23 protein-coding genes and 3 pseudogenes are annotated in these 20,343 nt (G+C 44.4%); 10 read left to right on the top strand and 16 right to left on the bottom strand.

What is annotated here, in order from left to right:
• Nucleotides 1–108 precede the first annotated feature (108 nt).
• From THEPK_RS13445 to THEPK_RS09340, 9 genes and pseudogenes are all read right to left on the bottom strand, one after another.
• Nucleotides 109–273, bottom strand: coding sequence for a hypothetical protein (locus tag THEPK_RS13445; RefSeq protein WP_198011288.1), 165 nt, complete (start codon nt 271–273; stop codon nt 109–111).
• A gap of 46 nt (nt 274–319) precedes the next feature.
• Nucleotides 320–1,123 (bottom strand): DUF5305 family protein, encoded by an 804-nt coding sequence (locus THEPK_RS09305; protein WP_198011315.1) that lies wholly within the window; start codon nt 1,121–1,123, stop codon nt 320–322.
• A gap of 49 nt (nt 1,124–1,172) precedes the next feature.
• Complete coding sequence (locus THEPK_RS09310; protein WP_042701220.1) at nt 1,173–2,087, bottom strand: hypothetical protein; 915 nt, start codon at nt 2,085–2,087, stop codon at nt 1,173–1,175.
• A complete protein-coding gene (locus tag THEPK_RS09315) occupies nt 2,084–3,154 on the bottom strand; it encodes a signal peptidase I (protein ID WP_042701221.1) in 1,071 nt (356 codons plus the stop codon). Before THEPK_RS09315 ends, THEPK_RS09310 begins: the two co-directional genes overlap by 4 nt.
• Nucleotides 3,151–3,657, bottom strand: coding sequence for a DUF1102 domain-containing protein (locus tag THEPK_RS09320; RefSeq protein ID WP_042701223.1), 507 nt, complete (start codon nt 3,655–3,657; stop codon nt 3,151–3,153). Before THEPK_RS09320 ends, THEPK_RS09315 begins: the two co-directional genes overlap by 4 nt.
• A gap of 63 nt (nt 3,658–3,720) precedes the next feature.
• A complete protein-coding gene (locus THEPK_RS09325; RefSeq protein WP_042701225.1) occupies nt 3,721–4,278 on the bottom strand; it encodes a DUF1102 domain-containing protein in 558 nt (185 codons plus the stop codon).
• Complete coding sequence (locus THEPK_RS09330; protein WP_083965097.1) at nt 4,275–4,868, bottom strand: DUF1102 domain-containing protein; 594 nt, start codon at nt 4,866–4,868, stop codon at nt 4,275–4,277. Before THEPK_RS09330 ends, THEPK_RS09325 begins: the two co-directional genes overlap by 4 nt.
• Nucleotides 4,869–5,013: 145 nt before the next feature.
• A pseudogene (locus THEPK_RS09335) lies at nt 5,014–5,331 on the bottom strand (DUF7344 domain-containing protein); the annotation flags it as partial.
• An 18-nt stretch (nt 5,332–5,349) separates the two neighbouring features.
• Complete coding sequence (locus THEPK_RS09340; protein WP_042701226.1) at nt 5,350–6,156, bottom strand: CheR family methyltransferase; 807 nt, start codon at nt 6,154–6,156, stop codon at nt 5,350–5,352.
• A gap of 267 nt (nt 6,157–6,423) precedes the next feature.
• Between THEPK_RS09340 and THEPK_RS09345 the strand changes: the two genes are divergently transcribed.
• A complete protein-coding gene (locus THEPK_RS09345) occupies nt 6,424–7,419 on the top strand; it encodes a hypothetical protein (protein ID WP_042701228.1) in 996 nt (331 codons plus the stop codon).
• Here THEPK_RS09345 and THEPK_RS09350 read toward each other — a convergent pair.
• Complete coding sequence (locus THEPK_RS09350) at nt 7,416–8,162, bottom strand: PH0542 domain-containing protein (RefSeq protein WP_042701230.1); 747 nt, start codon at nt 8,160–8,162, stop codon at nt 7,416–7,418. The two genes, THEPK_RS09345 and THEPK_RS09350, sit on opposite strands and share 4 nt — an antisense overlap.
• A 72-nt stretch (nt 8,163–8,234) precedes the next feature.
• On the opposite strand from THEPK_RS09350, the gene THEPK_RS09355 reads away from it, so the two are divergent.
• Together THEPK_RS09355 and THEPK_RS09360 are read left to right on the top strand one after the other, a co-directional pair.
• Complete coding sequence (locus THEPK_RS09355; RefSeq protein WP_052315945.1) at nt 8,235–9,497, top strand: PQQ-binding-like beta-propeller repeat protein; 1,263 nt, start codon at nt 8,235–8,237, stop codon at nt 9,495–9,497.
• Nucleotides 9,498–9,520: 23 nt separating this feature from the next.
• A pseudogene (locus tag THEPK_RS09360) lies at nt 9,521–9,994 on the top strand (carbon-nitrogen hydrolase family protein); the annotation flags it as partial.
• On the opposite strand, the gene THEPK_RS09365 reads toward THEPK_RS09360, so the two are convergent.
• The 6 genes from THEPK_RS09365 to THEPK_RS09390 all read right to left on the bottom strand — a co-directional run bounded on the left by THEPK_RS09365 (nt 9,974) and on the right by THEPK_RS09390 (nt 14,919).
• Nucleotides 9,974–10,441, bottom strand: coding sequence for a GNAT family N-acetyltransferase (locus THEPK_RS09365; protein WP_042701231.1), 468 nt, complete (start codon nt 10,439–10,441; stop codon nt 9,974–9,976). The pseudogene THEPK_RS09360 and the gene THEPK_RS09365 sit on opposite strands and share 21 nt — an antisense overlap.
• Nucleotides 10,422–11,855: a hypothetical protein gene (locus THEPK_RS09370; protein ID WP_042701233.1), complete on the bottom strand. Its 1,434-nt coding sequence runs from the start codon at nt 11,853–11,855 to the stop codon at nt 10,422–10,424. The genes THEPK_RS09365 and THEPK_RS09370 overlap by 20 nt, the downstream gene beginning before the upstream one ends.
• Nucleotides 11,836–12,933, bottom strand: coding sequence for a DUF1611 domain-containing protein (locus tag THEPK_RS09375; protein ID WP_042701235.1), 1,098 nt, complete (start codon nt 12,931–12,933; stop codon nt 11,836–11,838). The genes THEPK_RS09370 and THEPK_RS09375 overlap by 20 nt, the downstream gene beginning before the upstream one ends.
• A complete protein-coding gene (locus tag THEPK_RS09380) occupies nt 12,860–13,837 on the bottom strand; it encodes a pyridoxal-phosphate dependent enzyme (RefSeq protein ID WP_042701237.1) in 978 nt (325 codons plus the stop codon). Before THEPK_RS09380 ends, THEPK_RS09375 begins: the two co-directional genes overlap by 74 nt.
• Before the next feature lie 231 nt (nt 13,838–14,068).
• Nucleotides 14,069–14,446 carry a hypothetical protein gene (locus THEPK_RS09385; RefSeq protein ID WP_042696758.1) on the bottom strand — a complete coding sequence of 126 codons (378 nt, stop codon included), beginning with the start codon at nt 14,444–14,446 and terminating at the stop codon, nt 14,069–14,071.
• 50 nt (nt 14,447–14,496) lie between these two features.
• Complete coding sequence (locus THEPK_RS09390) at nt 14,497–14,919, bottom strand: hypothetical protein (protein ID WP_042697770.1); 423 nt, start codon at nt 14,917–14,919, stop codon at nt 14,497–14,499.
• 76 nt (nt 14,920–14,995) lie between these two features.
• On the opposite strand from THEPK_RS09390, the gene THEPK_RS13180 reads away from it, so the two are divergent.
• The 7 genes and pseudogenes from THEPK_RS13180 to THEPK_RS13185 form a co-directional block, all read left to right on the top strand.
• The gene (locus tag THEPK_RS13180; RefSeq protein ID WP_156882181.1) at nt 14,996–15,157 is read left to right on the top strand and encodes a hypothetical protein; all 162 of its coding nucleotides are present in this window, start codon (nt 14,996–14,998) and stop codon (nt 15,155–15,157) included.
• A gap of 42 nt (nt 15,158–15,199) precedes the next feature.
• Nucleotides 15,200–16,513: an MFS transporter gene (locus tag THEPK_RS09395; protein ID WP_042701239.1), complete on the top strand. Its 1,314-nt coding sequence runs from the start codon at nt 15,200–15,202 to the stop codon at nt 16,511–16,513.
• A 34-nt stretch (nt 16,514–16,547) separates the two neighbouring features.
• On the top strand, nt 16,548–16,877 hold the full coding sequence (gene metG, locus THEPK_RS09400; RefSeq protein ID WP_042701240.1) for a methionine--tRNA ligase subunit beta: 330 nt from the start codon (nt 16,548–16,550) through the stop codon (nt 16,875–16,877).
• A complete protein-coding gene (gene speB, locus THEPK_RS09405) occupies nt 16,878–17,714 on the top strand; it encodes an agmatinase (RefSeq protein ID WP_042701242.1) in 837 nt (278 codons plus the stop codon).
• Nucleotides 17,715–17,737: 23 nt separating this feature from the next.
• Nucleotides 17,738–18,886, top strand: coding sequence for a threonine synthase (thrC, locus tag THEPK_RS09410; protein WP_042701244.1), 1,149 nt, complete (start codon nt 17,738–17,740; stop codon nt 18,884–18,886).
• A 12-nt stretch (nt 18,887–18,898) separates the two neighbouring features.
• Nucleotides 18,899–19,684, top strand: a complete 786-nt coding sequence (locus THEPK_RS09415; RefSeq protein ID WP_042701246.1) for a DODA-type extradiol aromatic ring-opening family dioxygenase — start codon at nt 18,899–18,901, stop codon at nt 19,682–19,684.
• 149 nt (nt 19,685–19,833) lie between these two features.
• Nucleotides 19,834–20,343 (top strand): annotated as a pseudogene (locus tag THEPK_RS13185) (RNA-guided endonuclease InsQ/TnpB family protein); the annotation flags it as partial.

The following is a 20,343-nucleotide window of genomic DNA, read 5'->3' on the forward strand; positions in this document are numbered from 1 at the left end:
AAAGCGTAGGTGATTAAAAAGTTCACGATTTCTTGGTAAAGGGTGAAGAGGTCTTCTAACCCTTCGGGTTCTGTTTTGAGTTTGAATTTTGCCGTGAGTTTAATAGTCTCACTTGGCATTTTCCAGCTCCTCTTTGGTTTTCTTGATCCAGTCTTTAATGGCTTCTTCTATTGCCACACTCAGAACGCCTCTCTTGTTCCCATAACGCTGGATAGCCACTTTTTTAAATTCCTCTAAGGTTTCCTCACTAATAACAAAGGTCGCCTTAGGCACACTAAACCACCCCATTAAGAAATACAAAGTCAAAAATATTTAAACTTCACGCTTTTAACCATTTAGAGAACAGCCCACCCAATACGGGAGTTAAGAACAGCAGAGCCAGTATCGGAGCCACTTTCTTTGCAGTATCTGCGTAGAAAGGCAAGCCGACAATTGTTACTACTGTTCTCTTCGCGCCTTTTTCTACCACCGTTTTCTGCGTGCTTTCTTTTTCGTTGGTAAAGTAATAAAGCCCAGAACCCGAGTCCTTAATTAAAGATGAACTGTGCTCAAAGCTCTCAGTTACTTCCCTTCCGTAAACATTTCCCTCAACGTTAACTCTCGTAGCAAACGTTATCTTCCGGTTCAACCTCTTCAAACCAAGCTGTTCCACTATTTCACTTGTCCTGTTTTCGAGTTTGGTTAAGTTGAGCTCGTACTGCACCGTAAATTTGCCATCCTCCAGCTCTCCAGACTTTTCAAAGAGCTTTTCTTCCCATAGAACAACCTCTTCGCTGCCTCTGTTTACCGTATACTGGACTATACCTTGAGTGTTGTAATTCCCCTCTATTGAAGTGGCTGGAGCAAAGCGATACTCATATGTCAATACAAAGCTCTCTACGAGAGGAATAGGATATTCCTCCCTGCTGAGCCTTTCTCCGTAGAGTGTGTTGTTCTTTAACAAAGCCACATGAATTAGCTCTCCCTCTTGAGTGTATTTGCCAAGTGTCTGCTGGGTTGTTATAACAGAGCTGGCCCCCATTAGCTTTATCGAATAAAATCCGAAAAATAAGAAGAGAACAAGCGAAACTGCAAGGACTTCTCTTCTGCTTACCAATTTTTTCAGTTTTTCTTTTATATCCATTTAAATTTCCCCCAGTAAATCAACCTCTCCCATGAGAGTTTCCATTCTCCTACTCATCTTCACAACCAATGTTCGCTTCTACCGTAAGGCTGTTGCTAACTATTCCATAGCCAACTATCTCAGCACCTTTGTTGAGGGAATAATTGCCGCAAGACGTGAACTCCCATTGTCCGTCTTTTCCAGTTTCTACCCATCTTGTGGAGATCGTAATGTCCATGTGTGCATTTTCTCCTGGGCCCAATTCAACGTTCCACTCCAAGTGGTCTGACTTCCCATGCCTTGTAAAGTTGTAAGTTCCCTTACTTGCGCTTGTCCTGTTTAAGTCTACGTCAAATTCCCCGGGAATAACATCCTCAATTGTCAAATTCTGAGCAGTTCCACCATTGGTCACATTTATCTGTAAAACCCATTCCTGATAGGTTTTTAATGGAATATTTGTCTCGTTCCCGCTCAAAAGAACCTTTTCAATCTTCGGCCCGCTTAAGATTTTCACTCTTATCGGGCAGGTCTCTATTACCGCATCTCCTCCATCCCAGGTGGCATAGAGAGTTATGGGGACTTCATAAGTCCCCGGGTCTGCATTTCCAACGCTGATGTTGCCCCAGAAGGTGTAGTATTCCTGGGAAGCAATGGGTCTTGATACACCATCTTCACTTTCTATCCACATCTCCGCTCCACTTGGAAGATTGGAATAGTCTGGATCTAGCCAGATATCAACCGTTTCAAGTTCGTTTAGATAGTTGCCAATGGTGAGTGCGTCGAAAGTAAGTTCGCTGTTCTGATCAACTATTACCGTTGCTGCGTAGCCATTGTAACACATAAAGCTCAAATACTCCTCATCATGAGGAACAACTGCAACTTTTACCTCTCTCTCTGCATTGAAGTAGACAAAAGTCCCGCTTGAACCGATGACTATCAATGAAGACAATAGCAGCAAAAGTATAACCGGGATAAGTTTTCTCATCTCCCAAACACCTCCATTTTGATTTGCCTTAATAAGCTGGATCTCTTATTTCTGATTTTCAACACGTCTTCATCCCCAATTCCCGAAATGAGGTAAAGAATTCCCAGAAAAACTGCAGTCTCAGAGAGAATTGCAAAGAGAGGAGCAAATGGATTTATGCTGTAAAGCCAGTTGATCACTGATTTTGGCAACACTGGGATATAGGCGTTTACTTTCACCTTATCCATGAAAAGTGAAGTTTCTTCGGGAGCGTTTATTGTAACTTTAACCCTCTCTTCTTCTTGGGGCCCCAATTCAAGCTGAGTTTCTGATAGGCTTGAAATCCCTCCAGTCTGGGGCTCAAGATAGTAGACCATCGGATAGAAGTTCCCATTTTTTATGGTGATTTCCCTTTCAAATGTGGAACCGGGTAAAACCCATCCTTCTCTCTGACCCCCTGCGGATGTCACTGCGTATTCTATTGGAAACACCTGCCAGGAAACAAATATTGAAGCTGAGAGCATTATCAAGAGAAATGCCGAAGCCAGAAGGTAGAGAGTTTTGAACTTTACTCTGGTAAACCTGGGCCTCTTTTTTCTGTGCTTTGGGGCCTCTCCCGTGAAAGCTAAGGATCCCAATACTATCATTAATGCCGCAAGCAGCATTTTAGTTCTTCCAGAGAGTCCTCTCTGAAGATACGTTCCCAGTTGTGGGATTTTGAGGGGGGAATCTCCAATGGTAAGCACCTTTCCCGCTATTTTATCTTTTGAAACCGGGTCTGCTCTACCTTCTTGCTGGTCGGTTGCAACGTTGTTGTCGCCTTTGGTAATGTAGCCATTTTCAACAATTGCCACGACTCTATGGACAGTCCAGCTGCCTCTCAGATTAAAAACGATTATATCACCAACATCGGCGCTCCTTGAAAAAGGATTTATGAAGAACAAATCCCCCTTATTCAGCGTAGGGGTCATGCTATCTGAGTAAACATAAGACATGAAAACGGGTCTATCAAGAAGAGCTCCCGCGATAGACCCCACAACAATTACGGAAACCGCAAGAATCAGGAAATATTCAAGGAATGCCTTCATTGGCAGGAGCCTCCAAAAGCTTGTATTGTAATGTTTTGGTTGTAATCTCCCAACCCCAATCCGGTAGTGTCAAATCTCATCCCCACCTGAACGCTCTGGTTTGCAGGGACTTCAAACTCTATGCTCTGGTTCCAGGTTCCGGTATAAGGGCTTACAAAGAGGCCAATAACTGGAGTAGACGAGCTTATGACCACACATATAACAGCCGCCCCTGTTTCGCTTTCATTGTTGTATATTTCAAAAACGTCGTCGAAAACGTAAACTGTATCCGGTGAAAGGCCATCTCCAAATCCGGGATAGAGAGGACTTTGGTTGCTGATGTCAATCTTCAAATACCCCTGGCTTAAATAGGCATAAGGCGGCAGAGGATTCTCTATGGAAACTGAGACGTTATCTTCAACAGCCAGAACAACGGGGATTGGCCTCACAACGAAAACACCCCACGTAAAGAATATCATGACTAATATGATCGGTAGAACAGTAAATTTGAGTATTTTTCTCATTTTTTTCTCCCCCTAAAATCTAGATAAAAGGAGCAAATGCTCCAAGATGGAAAATTAATCAGATCATTCCTCCTCTTCGCATTCCCCAAGTTCTGCATCGAAGTTCAATGTTCCACTTAGTGCCTCACCAGCATCCAAGCCTTCGCTGTCAATGAGCATTCCAATTGGTACAGTTTCGCCGGGATAAATTGTAACCAAGAATTCATGTGCTGCAACAGTCTCGTTTGTATATTCACCTACAAAGAATTTAATAGCACCACTCCCACTGTATGTGACATTCATACAAATAGGAACCTGTTCCCAAAGGTGGTTGCTGATGCCAAACATGTGCTCAAATACATACACTGAGTCTGGGCTTACACCCTCACCCACGGCAATATTCTTTTCTACTAACTTCCAATAGTTTTCGTTTGTTGTACCTAAGTCGATAACAAGCATTCCATTATCATTTATGTACGCATAGGGTTGCAAAGGTACTAAATCGATTAATTCATTGTCGTCTGGAACAATGGCTATATGAACCTCTCTGTCTGCCTCAAAGTATGCAAAGGTTGCATTGCTTGCTGTTACAGCAATGACTATTCCTGCAATCAGCATGAAGATTCCCAGTATTTTCTTCATCCTACTACACCCCCTGCTCTACACTCAAAGGGTTCTTCTCCTAAGGGCCATGCCATAATGGTCACGTTCCCATGGAAGTCACCGAGTCCCACTTCTCCAAAACCTGATACTTCCATTCCAACTCCGAGCTCCTCTCCAGGCTGCAGAATGAAACATACATCTCCAGCTGCAGTGTCTGAGTTATACGGTTGTGCATATCCATCTGTTACCCACATATTCTCTGTTGGGTCATAGAAGGAGAATCTGCCTGGATGTGATGAAACAATTCTCACTACTATAGGAAACTGCTCCCAGAGGTGGTTGCTAACATAGAAAACGTGGTCAAAGTTGTACCTTGACTGTGGGCTAATTCCTAACCCTCCGGTCCAGTTTGGATCTGTATACCCAGGCCAATTTGGATTGTCTGCTGAGAAGTCTATTACCAGCATACCCCTCTCATTTAGGTATGCATATGGTTGCCCCGGATGTAGGTCAATGAGCTCAACGTCATCTGCAACAACGTCTACGTGAACGCTTCTTTGAGCTCTGTAGTCCCTGAACGTTGCACTGGTGCCGAGGGCCATTGCAAAGGCCACTAACAGGCCTAACATTCCAAGTGCTAAAACTTTTTTCAAATCTTTCGCCTCCAATTTTCAGAGGGTGCCTCACCCGTAGGTAAGGCACTCATAGTTCCCTTCTCGTTATTGTATATAGGTAATTTCGACTTACCCCCACTATCAGCAGGGTAATTCCTCATTACTCATCATGATTTCCGGAGCTGAGAACCCTATACGTCTTAAAGTGCTGAATTACTGCCAAAATTAAGTAAATAAAGGACACAATGACAAGAGGGATGTTATTGAGCCATAAACCGGTCACTCCAAAAATTATGGAAATGCCTGCATAAAAAGTACTCCAGCTTATGTCATGCCTTGACACAACTTCCATGTATACGTCCACATTTTCAGGAACACCAATTAAAGTCACAGTATTATGCTCGAAGCTTATTATTCCCGCTCTTTCCATTTTGGGAATGTGTGTCTGGAGCAGACTTACATAAACACTTTTTCTGTGCTTCCTGTCAGTTTGACCTTATACCCTACCTACTAGGCTGTAGAGCTTAAACAACTTGGAAGCATCCCCAAGTATTGTCTCAGTTTTGCCGAGGATAAGGTAACCATGATCTTCGAGAGAATCATAAAGACGACGGAAGATCTCTTCTTGGGCTTCCTTGGTCATATAAATGAGCACATTGCGTATGAATATCATGTCAAAACCCTTAGGATACTCCTTGGAAAGGAGGTTAAAATGCTGAAACTTCACGTAGCGCCGAAGCTGGGGTGAGACTCTATAGTGGTCGCCCATGGGAAGGAAGTACTTTCTGATGAGATGCTTGGGAACGCTCTTTTCCACGGTTTCCCTCGGATAAACACCCTTGATAGCAATGTTTAACGCCTCTCTGTCAATATCGGTTGCGAGTATGGAAAGATTGTAGCGCTTTATGTCCTGCCCCAGGAATTCACTGAACATCATTGCTATCGAGTAGGGCTCTTGTCCAGTAGAGCAGGCAGCACTCCACACCCTTATTGTTGTAAAGTGGTTTTCTTTTTTGAAGCGGATGAGCTCGGGAAGCACTTTACTCTCGAGGGTCCTCCAGACAATGGGGTCTCTAAAGAACTCTGTCACGTTTATAGCAACAGTAAGAAGAAGGTCATCAAGCTCTGCTTTATTTTTCTTAATTAACCTGTAATAGTCCATGAAATCTGAGATGCCCAGCTTTCTCATTCTGGCCCTTATTCTCCTGATTAAGTAAGAATCTTTGTATGCGTTGCTATCTGTTCTCAAATGGCGAAACAGCTCCTGTTTGATAAGCTGATATCCTCGGTCAGTGATATCCATATTGTGTCTCCTCCCTTAAAGTGGGGATAATTGGGGACAGTTTAAGCCCACGAACTTTTTGTTGAACTTCCTACAACAAAGCCCGATTTTACCTTAAAAAATCATTATGTGTATGTGTGTATGTAGGTGCATATGTAGACTACTAGGTGCCCAATACAGCCAGATACAGAAGGACCAAGAAAAGATACCACTAAGAGAAGAAAATGGGGTTCCAGTAACAAACAAAAAGGTTATATAAACAAGACCCGCACAGGTTTAGGGGAGAGTATGCTAGGAAGAAAGAAGAAAAAAGACAATGCCCCAACATGGGAATACATAAAGCGCCGTTATCCGGACGTCGTGGAGGAACTGAGAAGCCTCAAAGACTGGGAAGACGTTAGAGCTTCTATCGTTGAGGCCGAAAAAATGGATGACTACTCTCTGGTGGCTCTTCATGCTGTTGCGGCAATCACCAGACAGGAGCGCATAGATGTCGAGATGCTGAGCGAGAGGATAGAGGTTCTTCTCTCAAAGCTCGAAGGGCTGAGAAGTGATAACGATAACGCCATCAAATCTCTCTCAAAGGAAGTTGAAAGCCTGAAGAATGAGCTCGAGGACATCCGAAAGAGAACGCTCTTTCTGCAGAACCTCGAACAGATGCTGCCCAAAATAAATGAGATAGACGAAAAGATAAACCGTTTTGAGGTAGAGGTTCGTACCAAGATTGAGAACCGATTAGAGAGTAAAATTGATGAAAAGATAGGGGACATCGTGGAAGCGCGCATGAAAGAGCTCGAGGAGAGACTCACAAGCGGAATATTTGGGGCAAGTGTTGAGCTTGCGAGGGCTTTTGAAGGGATACAGGGGCGTTATGAAAGTCTTTTGCATGAAAACATAACATTAAAAGAGGAGCTCAAAGCTAAGGAGAAGGAAATCAAAGAGCTTAACGCGAGGATATCATTACTTCAGGAGAGCCTCAAAAAAGTGGACGAGCTTAGCAAGAAGGTCAGCACTTATGAAGCATCCCTCAGGGAACTGGCAATAATAAAGGAAAGGCTGGCAAAGATCACGGGTAGGTACGATGTTAATGAGGCTCTTGCTGTTCTCGAGGATTTTGTACCCAAAGCCAAGTTCGAGATGCTTGCTAAAGAGCTTAAGGCAAAGCTGGCGGAGATAGATTCATTAATACAGGAGAATAATAAGCTCCGGGCCGAAAATGAGAAACTAAGGGCAGCGCTAAAGGACCTTTTAGAGAGAATGGAAGATGAAACAGGGGAGGGTTAAATCCCCTCCTTCATAGTGAGCCTGATTATCCCTTCCTTAACCACTTTTCTCACGAGTTCACTCGTGTCATTAATCTCTTTGAGCTTTGAGAGGACAAGTTTTCTGAATTTCTCATTGTTCTCGGCGAGTAAGACGAGACTCTCAACGGTGCTCGCTCTAACCACCTCGTTCTCGTCGTTGAGGAGCCCTAGAAGGTAGTGGAGGAACGGACGGACGTATGCAAAGTTGTTCTCTCCGAGGGCTGTCACGAAGTTGAGCGCAGTTAACTTGTCTTTCTCATCCTTGGAGGTTATGAGGAGCTTTATATCTGCTACCAAATCACTCAGGAGATGAGGGTTTGACCGGGCTATTTCCTCAATGACGTACACCATGTTGACGCGTGTCTTGATGTCCCCTACGCGGTAGCTCGCGAACAAAACGGGCATAACGCGCTTTACAAGCTCGGGTCGAGCTTTAGCAATCTGGCCGAAGGCTCTTGCTATTTCCTGTGTTAAAGGCACAGACTCACTTTTGTGGATCATGGCCATCATCTTGGATAACATTGGTTCGTAAAGCTCGGGCCGATCCTTTGCGATCTGGAGGAGAATAGAGAGCGCATTCTTTGAGACAGTCCAAAGGTCATCATCAAGATAAGATATCAGTTCCTTAAGATATTCTTCATGAACGAAAGCGTAGGCAAGAACTTTATCGAGATTTTCGCCTGTGGCAAGGGCCTCTCTCATGTCGAACGCTTCTTCCTCCATGATACCACCTAGAATTAACATGGCAAGAAAAGTTATAAAACCTTGTGGCTCAAGTGGGGGGAGGGGATAAAAGTGAAGAAAAAGGTGGCCACAATACTTTTACTTCTCATCGGGTCACTCTTCGTGAGTGGAAACCAAAGTCCCGTAATATGGGAGGCCAAAGTTCCAGGAATCGTGGAGAGCGTTAAACTAACACCCAAAGGAGCCTACGTGGGTTTCGGCTATATTGATGTCATCAGCGGCGTTTTATGGTACAGAGGAAACGTTAGCCTGTACTCCCTCAACGGAAGTGAAGAATGGAGCCAAGAGGTCGGCTTTGTGAGGAAGCTGGAATCTTTCGACGATATGTTGATTGTTGGAACGGACATCAGCAGGGGTCCCTCGGATTGGTTTGGGGCTCTCGGGAAGGTTTGGCTCCTCCAAGGAAATGGTTCAATTGTAGCTGGCAATATTACTTACGGCTCGTTTTTTGATTTTGACCTCAAAGACGCGCTTTATGTCGTTGACGGGTGGTGGGTTGGCGAAGGAAGAGCAAACGAAACTTGGGGGCGACTTTACAGGTGGGAAATAGCAGAGGACGGCATCAAGCAAGACTGGTTCATAGAGCTCAACGGCACGCTCGGAAGGGTTCGGAGAGGAGATGGAATAATATACGCGGGAAGTGGAGCCCCCTCCGGTTATCGCATAAAGTACTACTTCGGAAACGTCTATGGGGTCAGTGAAGATGGAAAACTTCTCTGGAGCGTCGACACAGAGTGGTGGGTGCGCGACCTCGAGCTCTGGAGGGACAAGGCTCTTGTAGGAACAGGTTTTGAAAATGTGGCAGGAAAGCTCTTTCTGATAGACAAAGAAGGTAAAATCGAATGGAAGATGGATAGCTTCTACATCGAGGACATTGAAATAAACGGTGATACAGCGTATATAGGAGGCATAGAAGGCAATACCGGCAAACTCGAGGCCCTTGACCTGAACTCTCAGAAAGTTCTCTGGAAAGCAGAGCTTCCCTACCGCGTTAAGGTAGTAAGGTTCCATGAAGGGAAGCTCCTTGTAGGTACGGGGGCATTTAGAGAAGAGAACGGTACCATCTATGACATGGGGTTCTTCTACGTGATTAATCCCTCCAACGGCAAGGTGCTGATGGAGCTTGACACTGGCTATGTGAGAAGCATTGACGCACTGAGTGATAAGGCTTTAATAGGCACGGGACGCGGCAAGGTCTACCTGATAAGTCTTGAAATGGAGGAGCAAGAAAGAGCCTACATTTACATTGGCCTTGGAGCAATCCTGCTGGTTACTGCGGGGATTATAGGCAAAATGCGCAGAAAGGAAACCTGATATGTTTTTCTTTATTCTTTTAAAGTCTTGTTGCGAGAGAAAACAGGGCGTACATTGTCTTTGGCCTTCTTGAGCCCTACAAGAACTGCACCTACAACTCGGCTCTGCTGATTGGGAGAAACGGCGAAGTCCTCCTCAAGCACCGCAAGTTTCAGGAGCCGATGAAGTTCTGCACTGGCAACACCGTCAAAACGGTGAAAACCGAGTTCGGCAAAGTGGCCATTATCATCTGCGGTGACCTCTACAACAAGCGCATATTGAAGTGGATTAAACGCAAAAAGCCTGACTATCTCTTTGTGCCGATGGAGTACTCACCGGACTACGGAGAAATAAACGAGAGGGATATCAAAGCGATGTCGGAGCGTGTGAAACTCTTTAGAGCTAAAACTTTCATTGTGAATAGTTTTCCACCGGGTGGTGCATGGGTTTTCGATGAAGCCGGAAATATCCTTGCTGGGGTTGTTGGTGATGAGTTTCTAATCTTTGATGTCCCCTAATGGCTTTTCCAGTATTACGGCCCTTTCACCATACCCCCTTTCTTTGTACCATTTTATTGCCGGATTGTCAGTTTCAACCCTCAGCACAATCTTCTTTGCTCCCTTCTCTCTTGCCCATGCTTCAGCTCTTCTCAAAAGGGCTGAACCGATTCCAAGCCCTCTTGCCTTTTTAATAACTTCAATGTCGTAAATGTAGGCTATTTTAACGTAGTCCACAGTATCAAGGGTCAAACAAACCCAGACATGGCCCAGTAGCTTTCCTTTCTCATCGAGGGCTGCGAAGAACTTGTGCTCTCCGTGTGAAAGGAGCTCTCTAAAGAGTTCTTCGTGCCTCTTTGCGAAGTCCTCATAGGGAATGGAAAAGCGAACGAACGAGTAGCTTATTTCCCTGTCAAGCTTTCTGATCTCTTCCAGGTATCTCTCCCCATCAACTATCGTGTACTCCATGGAGCACCTCCTCCCTTGTTATTTCAACCCACTTGCCTTCCTTTAGGTAGGCATAACCCCTTGTATACTGCTCGAATATTGAGTATATCCTCTCTCTGAACTCCAAAGGGATGTTGTCGAAGAGGGAATTTCTGTCATCGAAGTGGAGCATCTCCACGTGGTCTCTCCTTTCCCCGCTGAGGGGAAAATCGGGTTTTCTCTGCTTTATCAGATAGAGCGAATGCTGGAGCTCATCCTCGTCGAGCCTTACTTTTCCTTCCGCTATCCTCTTGGGAAGTGTTTCTATGTGGTGTGGTTTGTATTTAATTAGCTGGGGATCTATTCCATTAGCCAGCAAGAAGGTTTGTATGCCGTTGCACTTGAAGCACGTGCCACAGGGCACATAATCTTCGCCCTCCTTGTGAACTGAGTGACAGCTCCTCTGGAGTTTAAAGAGTTCTGGATAGCGTTTATAGAGGATTCTCTCAACGATGAGTCCCGTTATTGGTCTTACGGCAGACCACTGCCTTATATTCAAGCCCCTCTCGGCGAACCATCTTGTCATATACTTGTCGAAGAACTGGCTCTGATCCAAAACCGCATAGAAGTGAGGTATCCCATGGAACTCATAAGTAAGCCCCCTCGGGTCGTCATATTCGTTGCCCAACAAAACATTTCCTATGTTGTACTTTTCAATTAGTGGCAGGAAGGAGAAGACGTAATGCTCAAAGAAGAATAGCCTTATTGGATATACCTCAGCCTTTGGCTTCCCAACGTTTTGGAGTATCTTCATGTGCTTCTCTATAAAGGTGTAAAGCCTGTCCACGTTGCTCCACACTTTCTTGGTGTTTGGCTCATGCTCCTTGAACCATTTGTACGCTGTTAGGGCGACTTTCCAGTGCCCGCCGGACTCATTGAAGAAGAATGGATAAACTTCACACCCTATTTCCTTTGTAATGCCATAGGTGAGAAGGCTCTCCTTTCCACCACTGAGCATTATAGCGCATTTGTTGTAGTCGGGAGTGAGTTTTACATCTTCCTCTTCGACTCTTTCCGGGACAATCTTTGCCAAAGGCTGCGGTTTTATCTCTTTGGGGATGAACTCTTCTCTGACAAACCCTGTTCTCCTGTATATTCTGTTTACGAGGATATCATTTGCAGTGAGCTCCATCATATCCTTAAAGAACTGCAGGTCTCTTGGATCGAGGGAAAAGTTAAAGGAAATTTCTGGGGTGAAAAGAGCGTAGTTTATCGCTGGAGTTATGACCATAAGCTTTGCGAAGACTTCATTTCTGGGAATCTTTTCTTTGTAGGTGTGGATCAGCCTAAATTTTTCCTCATTTCCATCAATGGAAATTGTATAAACGGAGGAAATCCTCCGAGAAGAGAGCTTTGGCTTTTCAATGGATATGTAATCAAAGCATTTGAGAGGCATTTGCAGTCACCTCTTGCTGGGCTACTGCTTTTAGGCGTTCTGCGTCTTCAAGAATTGCCTTAACTATGTCTTCGACACCTTCATATAGAGGAACCCTTGTTAGAATCCCATATGTTGTCTCTATCTCTCTTGCTTTTTGGAGAGCCTCTTCCTTCGTGAGTCTTTCAGAGTTTATTGTGATAGCTATCGGTTTTTTACCGGAGAGGAGTTCAATCAGCTGTATGTACTTCTCCAAGGGTGGAATCTCGTACTGAGGGAAGTCATCGAAGAATTTTCTTGCTGGAGCATGCTGGAGCACAATATAATCCGGTCTTCCAGAGGCTATTAATTCAAATCCACCTGGATAAGCTGGGTGGAGGAGGGAACCTTCTCCATGTGTCACAATAACATCGGGGTTTTCTTCTTTCCAAGCTCTCCAGATAACGTCCTCGATAGCCCCTGCAACGAAGTCGTTTATTATTGAGTCCATTACTATGCAGTATTTTGCCCCTTGCATCCACCCGGTCTGTCCCATTGCCACAAAAACACTCTTCTTTCCAAAGTGCTTAAATGCCTCATGAAGCATTATAGCGGTGGTTCTTTTGCCTATTGCACCATCAGTCCCCAGTACGGCAACTTTTATGGCCTTGACTTCCTCAATTTTTCCTGTGAAAGGAATTTTTAGGTCTCTGTATATCTTCCTTACATCTATCAGCTGAACCTTGTACCTTTTGGCTAAGCGAGAAAATTCGGGATCGTCGCTGAGGAAGTTGTGGAGACCATTAACTATGTTCATCCCTCTTTTTATTGCCTTTTTTGTAATCTCCCTGTAGATCGGAGGCAAATATCCACCAGGGGTCGCCACTCCAATTATGAGATACTCAACATCGGGATTCTCTGCAATTGCTTCCTCAAAGCTTCCGTAGATGGGAATGTTGCGGGGTATTCCATCCAAGACTTCTCCAGCGTCCTTTCCAGCCAAAGTGGAATCTATTACCCCCACAATCTTAAATCTCTTAGAGTATCTAACCAACCCATGGGCAGTCTTTCCATCGGTTGTGTTGTATCTTCCTTCCGCAAGAATCAAGGCTTTCTTCATTTTCAAACCCTCCAGTAAGGAGCAGGACGAAATTCTCGTTATTTACACCGAATTTTCTAACAAACTTAACAAGCCCGGCTAAAGTTAGGGCAGAGGCTGGGAGAACCTTTATCCTCTCACTAATTTCCAAAATCTTGGCATATTTTAAGCCTGTATCATCGGCAAAACCAAAAACATACCCTTTCGATGCTTTTACAGCTTCAAGTGCGTTTTGAAGATCAAAGGATACCGAGGAAACAAGAGGCTCGTTGAGCTTAGTTTCAACGAAGTCTCTAACTTCTTCCATACTACCGGTATAAAATGCGTTCAGTATTTGATTTCCGTAGCTTGTTGTAACTCCAATGATTTTTGGCATCTTTCCATATTTTTTGAAACCATAGTAAACCCCCACCAGAGTGGAACCGTTTCCTACGGGAACAAAGACTGCATATGGCTCAATTTCTTTGAGAATTTCTTTTGAAATGAGGGAATAAGCTTCGTAATCTATCATGGGTTGCGATCCCGGGTTTGCATCGTAATAATTCATAGCTGCTGCAAAAGTTTTGCTCATAAAGACTGCTGACTCATATGGCCCGTCTACGAATATAACCTCTGCCCCATGCATTTTCATCTCATCTACTCTTGAGTTTTCATAGTGCCTTGGGGTAAAGATCACGGCTCTTAGTCCCTCTTTTTCTGCAAAATATGCTATAGATGTCCCGTAATTACCACAGGTTCCCACAGTAATCCCAGAAAAGCCGAGGGCTTTTGCCTGTTTAACGTGTGCCTTTGCGATCCTGTCTTTGTGTGTTTTTGTTGGATTTGCTGCTTCTAGTTTTAGATAGATTTTCGAAATCCCTAATTTCTCTTCTAGGCTTGTTGCCCTTAATAGGGGGGATTCATCAGAGTTCAATTCTGTCTCCATTTCCCACACCAAATCCGCCTATTTTTGAATTTGAGGGCTCAAATTTGGATTTTTACACTCTACGCTTATTCAGCCCTTGTATTATGGATATTAGCCATTCTAAAGTTGGTTAAGGGTATATAAACCTTTCTCCCAGGTATGGCGGTTATATCTAATTAACATTGTTATACAGCCCTAATATTTTTAGATCTTGAATGAGAACCGAGAAACCATGACGGGGCGTGTTTAGTTTCACCCCCTGTTATTTAAACAGTATTTGACTCTGAGGAGGATTTTCAGACCATAACACATTACCCCAAGCAGGATTCGGGTTACAGTAGTCTTTTTCAGAAAACAGGGGATCCTACTGCCAAACCACGTTGTAAACGCACCCCAGAACCCCTCATGAGGATTCCTATGCCTGTACTCTTCTTCAGAAAACACTCTGTCTCTCTTCTTACTACCAAAACCACCTGGAGCGTTCTTAGTTTTCTTAACAATCGGCCGATAACCCTTTTCCACCACAGTGTTCAGAACTTTCTTTGAATCATAAGCCCCATCAGCATAAAAATTCCCAGAACCCCCCGGCAGGAGTTCAATCAGCTCGTTCTCAGAAGTTGTGATCTTCACAGCAACCGGATACAGTAAACCCGGCAGGATTCTCGTTATTGCCTGAACTTCTATCCTGCCCTTTTTTTATTTGTAATAATGGTTGAGTCTGCTTGAGTGCTGGCGTAGGGTAATTTCTGGAGTTTTTTCAGGAGGTGGTTTGTCAGTTCTTCGAGGTTCAGCTTTTTCTCCCAGTTGTGGAGGGTTGAGTAGTGAATGTTTGCTCCGAAGAATTTTCTGCCGTAGTGCTGGGCGTCTCTGAGGGGTAGGTTGTAGTATTGTTTAAAGAGGAGTATTGCCAGTATTGTTTTTACTGGAAATTTTTTGGATTTTGGCAGGTTCTTCAGCTTTCCTTCTGATTCGAAGTCTGCTAAAACGTCAAGAATTGCGAATGCCACGCTTTCAGGGTCTTTGAGTCTGTGATCCCATCTGGGGATCACGACAACCACCTGAAAGAATTCAGCAAAAACCCTAATAAAGGTTACTATAAACACGCCCAACCATGACGAAAAGTTTATAAACCCATGATCTCTGTATATAACGCCCCGAGAGGGGCGGGAGGTGTCAAATATGCAACCCCCAAAGAAAAAGAAGAAGGTAGAGGACTACGAGGAGGAGCCATTGGTAGAAGAGGAAGAAGAGTTTGATGAGGAATTCGATGAAGAGTTCGAAGAAGATTGGGATGAAGAGGAATGGGAGGAGGAAGACTGGGACGAAGATGAAGACTGGTGAACTGCTCTTCTCTTCTTCTTTCATTACTTTAAGGTGTCCCCAATGAAGGCTTCTCGGAAGAGGGAGAATGCATCCCTAAGAGCCATCGAAGATTCAGCCCTATTTGCCTACACAAAGAAGTCCAAGATTAGATGGTTTTACGCATTTGTCCCCTTCAAGGTTTCAACAGGTGGTACCTCTACACTGATACCCCTCCTAACTTTAGAAGCAGGTGGATCTGCTCAGGAAGTAGGAGTAATTAACGCTATTGGAAGCATTGCCTCAATGATAGGGGGAGTATTTTGGGGAAAGCTCTCAGATAAAATGCTTAAAAGAAAACCTTTTTTGATACTGGGCTTTATCGGAACATCTTTGTTCTCGTTTCTAATGGCGTTTTCAAGGGACATTACTCAGCTAATGGTTCTCAACTTTCTGTATTCTTTCTTCATTGCAGCCACAATTCCAATTCCGGTTATACTTATTGCAAGAGTCCTAAAGAAAAAGCAACTCGACTACGGGATTGCGAAGTTCAACGAGATAGGTGGATGGGCGTGGGTTATTGGACTTATTTTAGGGTTTTTCCTAGCTTATTTTCTAAGTATTAGACAACTTCTTGTAGTTTTTGCTGTTGTTAATATTCCTTCGATTGTTTTGGGAGTTAAGTGGATTCAAGAAGCCCCGTTTAGGATTGAGAGAAAGAGTCTGGGAGTTTATGCAAACTACATTGTCGAAAAGTTTAGGTATCTGCCGAACATCATGATTCACCTGCCCGAGTACAACAAGCGGGCCCTCACAGGATTTTTGGAGTTTAAGGAGTTTTATCTTGCCTCAATCCTCTTCTGGGTAGGGGCGATGTTGTATTTTTCACAGTTCCCGGTACTGCTAAAATCCCGCAGTGTCAGTACCTCCGAGATATACCTAGCTGCTGTTCTAAACTCATCAATGGCAGCCTACATGTATATGAAAGCCGGAATACACACCGAGAGAAGAGGTGGAAAAGCCTCCCTCATTAGGGGATTGAGCATAAGGAGCTTTGGGTTTTCCCTTGTTTTACTCGGCTTATTCCAAAGTGGAGCAGTGTTCAAAATCTGTGCATTCATTTCCTATGCACTGGCTGGCTATTCATGGGCATACATAGGCATATCAACGACTTCAATGATCTCCAAGCTTGCGAAGGAAAAAGAGCAGGGAGCGATGATGGGCTTTTATAACCTGATAAGTTCTCTCGGTGCTATCATCGGAAGTATATTGAGCGGATTTATCGTGAAAGCAGGGGGATTCTTTGCAGACTTCCTTCTTGCATCTCTTTTGATACTTCTCAGCATTTTTACCCTCATGAGGTTTGATGTAACCGCCCGCTCTCGGCACAAAGTCTAAATATCTGCCTCTCCAATTTTTTGTGGTGGAACCTATGGAACTTTACGACGTCAATGAATTCTGGAAGTTTGACCTTAGGGTGGGCCTCGTTAAGAAAGCTGAAAAGCTGAAGAGAACCAACAAGCTAATAAAACTCGAAGTGGACTTTGGAAATGAGCAGAGGACTATAATAACCGGTTTAGCCGACCAATACACTCCCGAGGAGCTTGAAGGAAAAAAGTTTATTTTCGTCTTAAATCTGAAGCCCAAGAAGCTTTCGGGCGTTGAAAGTCAGGGGATGCTGATAGTAGCCGAGAGCGAGGACGGAAAGGTTTACCTTCTCCCGGTTCCAGATGAAGTTCCCGTAGGAACGAAGGTGTGGTAGATGCTTTTTGGGATTCCACACTCGGAGAAACCTAATCTCTACCTCCTTGGAATTCTATGGGACAACTCATCTTCCTTTAGAAGAGGCTGCGCTGAAGGCCCAAGGGCAATAAGGGAGGCTACATCCGAAGAACTATACAACAGCTTTAATGAATTACTAATCAATCTGGCCGAACACTGGAGCTACAAAGATTTGGGTGATATCAACGCAGATACTTTTAGGGAGCTGGTTGAAAAGGTCAACAAAACAGTTAAGGAGCATTACAGTGGGGAACTCTTTCTCTTTCTGGGAGGGGATCATTCCATAACATATGCAACGTTTAAGGCGATTAAGGAGGTCTCAGGCGAGGATTTTGGCCTGATTTACTTTGATGCTCATCCGGATCTCTATGCTGAATACGAAGGAGACAAATACTCCCATGCGTGCACCGTGAGAAGGCTTGTGGAAGAAGGGCTTGTAAAAGGGGAAAACGTTGTGCAAATTGGCATAAGGGCCCCTACAAGAGAACAGGTAGAATTTGCAGAAGAACATGGAATAAGGATTGTAAGCGCATCGGAGATATACCGTTCTCCAAAAGTCGATATTCCTTTTGAAAGGGCTTACCTTTCCTTTGATATGGATGTCCTTGATCCGGCTTTTGCTCCCGGAGTTGGAAATCCTGAGCCCGGCGGATTGAGTACTAGGGAGCTCGTGGAAGTAATAAAGTCTCTAAATGCAGAAATTGTTGCCCTTGACATTGTTGAACTCAATCCAAACTACGATTATAAAGGGATAAGCGCCTTTGCTGCTGCAAAGATAATAAGGGAAGTTCTGGGGAAAGCCGCAAAAACCAAATGACGGTGCATGGTGGAGGTGAATTCATGCTGAAATGTACTGCATGCGGGAGAGAGTACTCTCTGAGAAAGCCCTATCAGAGGTGTGAATGTGGAGAGCCTTTAGAGCTTGAACTTTTCAAGAGCGTCCCAGGAATAGGGAGAAGAGTTTGGGAGAGATTCTCTGGATTTTTCCCATTTGAGCTCAAACCCGAGTTAAGTCTTGGAGAGGGGGATACTCCGCTGATAAAGGCAAAAAAGCTCTCGAAGGAGCTTGGGGTTAAGCTGTACCTTAAAAACGAAACCACAAATCCCACGTGGAGCTTTAAGGATAGGGGAACTTATCTCGGCATTCACAGGGCTCTTCAGCTGGGGTTTAAGAAAATCGGCACTGTTTCGACGGGCAACATGGCGGCAAGCGTTGCCGCCTACGGAGCAAGAGCAGAGCTCGAAACTTACATTCTTGTATCTTCAACGATAGCGAAAGAGAAGCTTAAAGCTCTTGCACCTTATGGGGCTAGGGTAATTAAAGTCCATGGAGATTACGGGGAGCTCTACTACAAAAGCCTTGAAATCGGACAGAGAAAGGACATATACTTCATAAACTCGGACGATCCCTTTAGGATTGAGGGTTATAAGAGTATAAGCTTCGAAATAATTGAGGAAATAACTCCAGATTACGTCGTTGTCCCCACTTCCTCAGGAGGCCTATTTAGGGGGATTGTGAAGGGATTTCTTGAGCTAAAGGAGAGCGGATTAATTGAGAAGCTTCCCCGTTTTGTGACGGTTCAGGCGGAAGGATGTTCTCCAATATGCAAAGCTTTCAATAATGGAAAAGAAAAAATAGAGAGGTTTGAGAATCCGCATACCATAGCACATGCCATAGAAAACCCCTACCCGCCGAGCGGAAACGTAGTGCTGAGGCGTTTGAGAGAACTTGACGGACTGTGCGTTGCCGTTAGAGATGAAGAAATCTTAAACGCTCAGAAGGAGCTTGGTAGAGAAGGCTTATTCGTCCAGCCTGCATCTGCAACAGGGATATCCGCTATAAGAAAGTTAAGGGAAAAAGGAATAATCGAGGAGAACTCAAGAATAGTTAGCATTCTCACCGGGGCCGGATTGAAGACTTTAAGCCATGTTGAAGCTCCAAAGGCGAAAGAGTGTGATTTGGCTTCTTTTGATGACTGTTTTCGCTGAGGAGGTGAAAACGTGTTAATTGGTGCTGCAATGATGCCTCATGGAAACCCCGTTCTCAATCCGGAAGATGAGGAAACGGGAAAGCTTGCAGAAGCCCTCAAAGAGATTGGCAGAGAACTTTCAAGGGCAGATGTTTACGTTCTCATAAGCCCCCACAACGTCCGCATGAGCGAAGCCCTTGGGGTTATAATGGCTGAAAATTTAATCTCGTGGCTTGGCTTTGCTGGAGTTCAGCTTCCGGGAGAGTATAAAACGGATAAAGAGCTCGCTAGGAAAATATACCTAGAAGCAAAGGCTAAAGATTTGCCGGTAGTTGACATAAACTTTGCTTCGCTGAGCGGGGAGTACTCCCGCTTCCCCCTGACGTGGGGAGAGCTCATACCCCTCCAATTTCTGGAAAAGAGGCAGATAGTGCTCTTAACACCTGCAAGGCACGTTTTAAGGGAGACGCTTGTTAAATTTGGGAAAGTTGTCGGGGAAGTGCTTGAGGAATACGAAAGGAGGGTAGCCTTCATAGCGAGTGCAGACCATGCCCATGCACACGGCAACGGCCCTTATGGTTATGCACCCGAAGCTAAGGAATACGATGAGCTCATCATGAAAATAATTCAAGAAAATAGACTTGAAGGGCTCCTTGAGATACCGGATGAGCTAATAAACAAAGCTTTGCCAGACAGCTACTGGCAGCTGCTCGTCCTTTACGGCGTTTTGAAGAATGTGCCAATGAAGCTCATAAAAGCTGCTTACTCTTGTCCATCATACTTTGGCATGGGCGCGGCTTTGTTCATAAGGGAATAGCTAGCTCAAGATTGAGGCGAGTTCAATGACATTTTCTTTTCTCAAGCCTCGCCCTGAAGGGCGAGGTACAGCCAACCATAAACAAGCCCTTTAGCAGGAAAGCAAAAACACTTTTAAACTCAAAGATGTAAAATTAATAATGAGGGACAATGAAAAGGACAGTAACACTCAAACTCCAGCCCTCAAAGGAGCAAGAAAAAACTCTTCTTGAGCTAGCCCAAGCTACTGCAGTAATCTGGAATAAAATCAATTACGAGCGGTTAAAACAGTTCAAAGAATTCGGGAAAATAGACTTTGGAACAACGGAAAAGGAAGCCTATTACACGTTCAAGGGCTGGGTTGGTGGTTCAACAGTACAACAATTGGCAAGGAAAAATGCTGAAGCGTGGCGTAGCTTCTTCTCTCTACTTAAGAAGAAAAAGTCTGGAGAGCTACCAGAATGGGTTCAAACCACGATCACCAAAATTCGTCAAGGAGGGGAATGAGAGAAAACTCTTTATCATTCCCCTCAGGAACGACCAGTATAAAATTGAGGGCAACACTATCGAGCTGAGAAGGCTCGGAAAGTTTGGAAGGCTAAAAATTCAGTTCAAGGGGAGAATTCACCTCAAGGGCAAGCAGGGAAGGTTGGAAATAATCTACGACGCGGTAAAGCGGAA

Origin of the sequence: Thermococcus sp. PK (assembly GCF_000430485.1) — an archaeon.
Classification (GTDB): Archaea; Methanobacteriota_B; Thermococci; order Thermococcales; family Thermococcaceae; genus Thermococcus_A; species Thermococcus_A bergensis.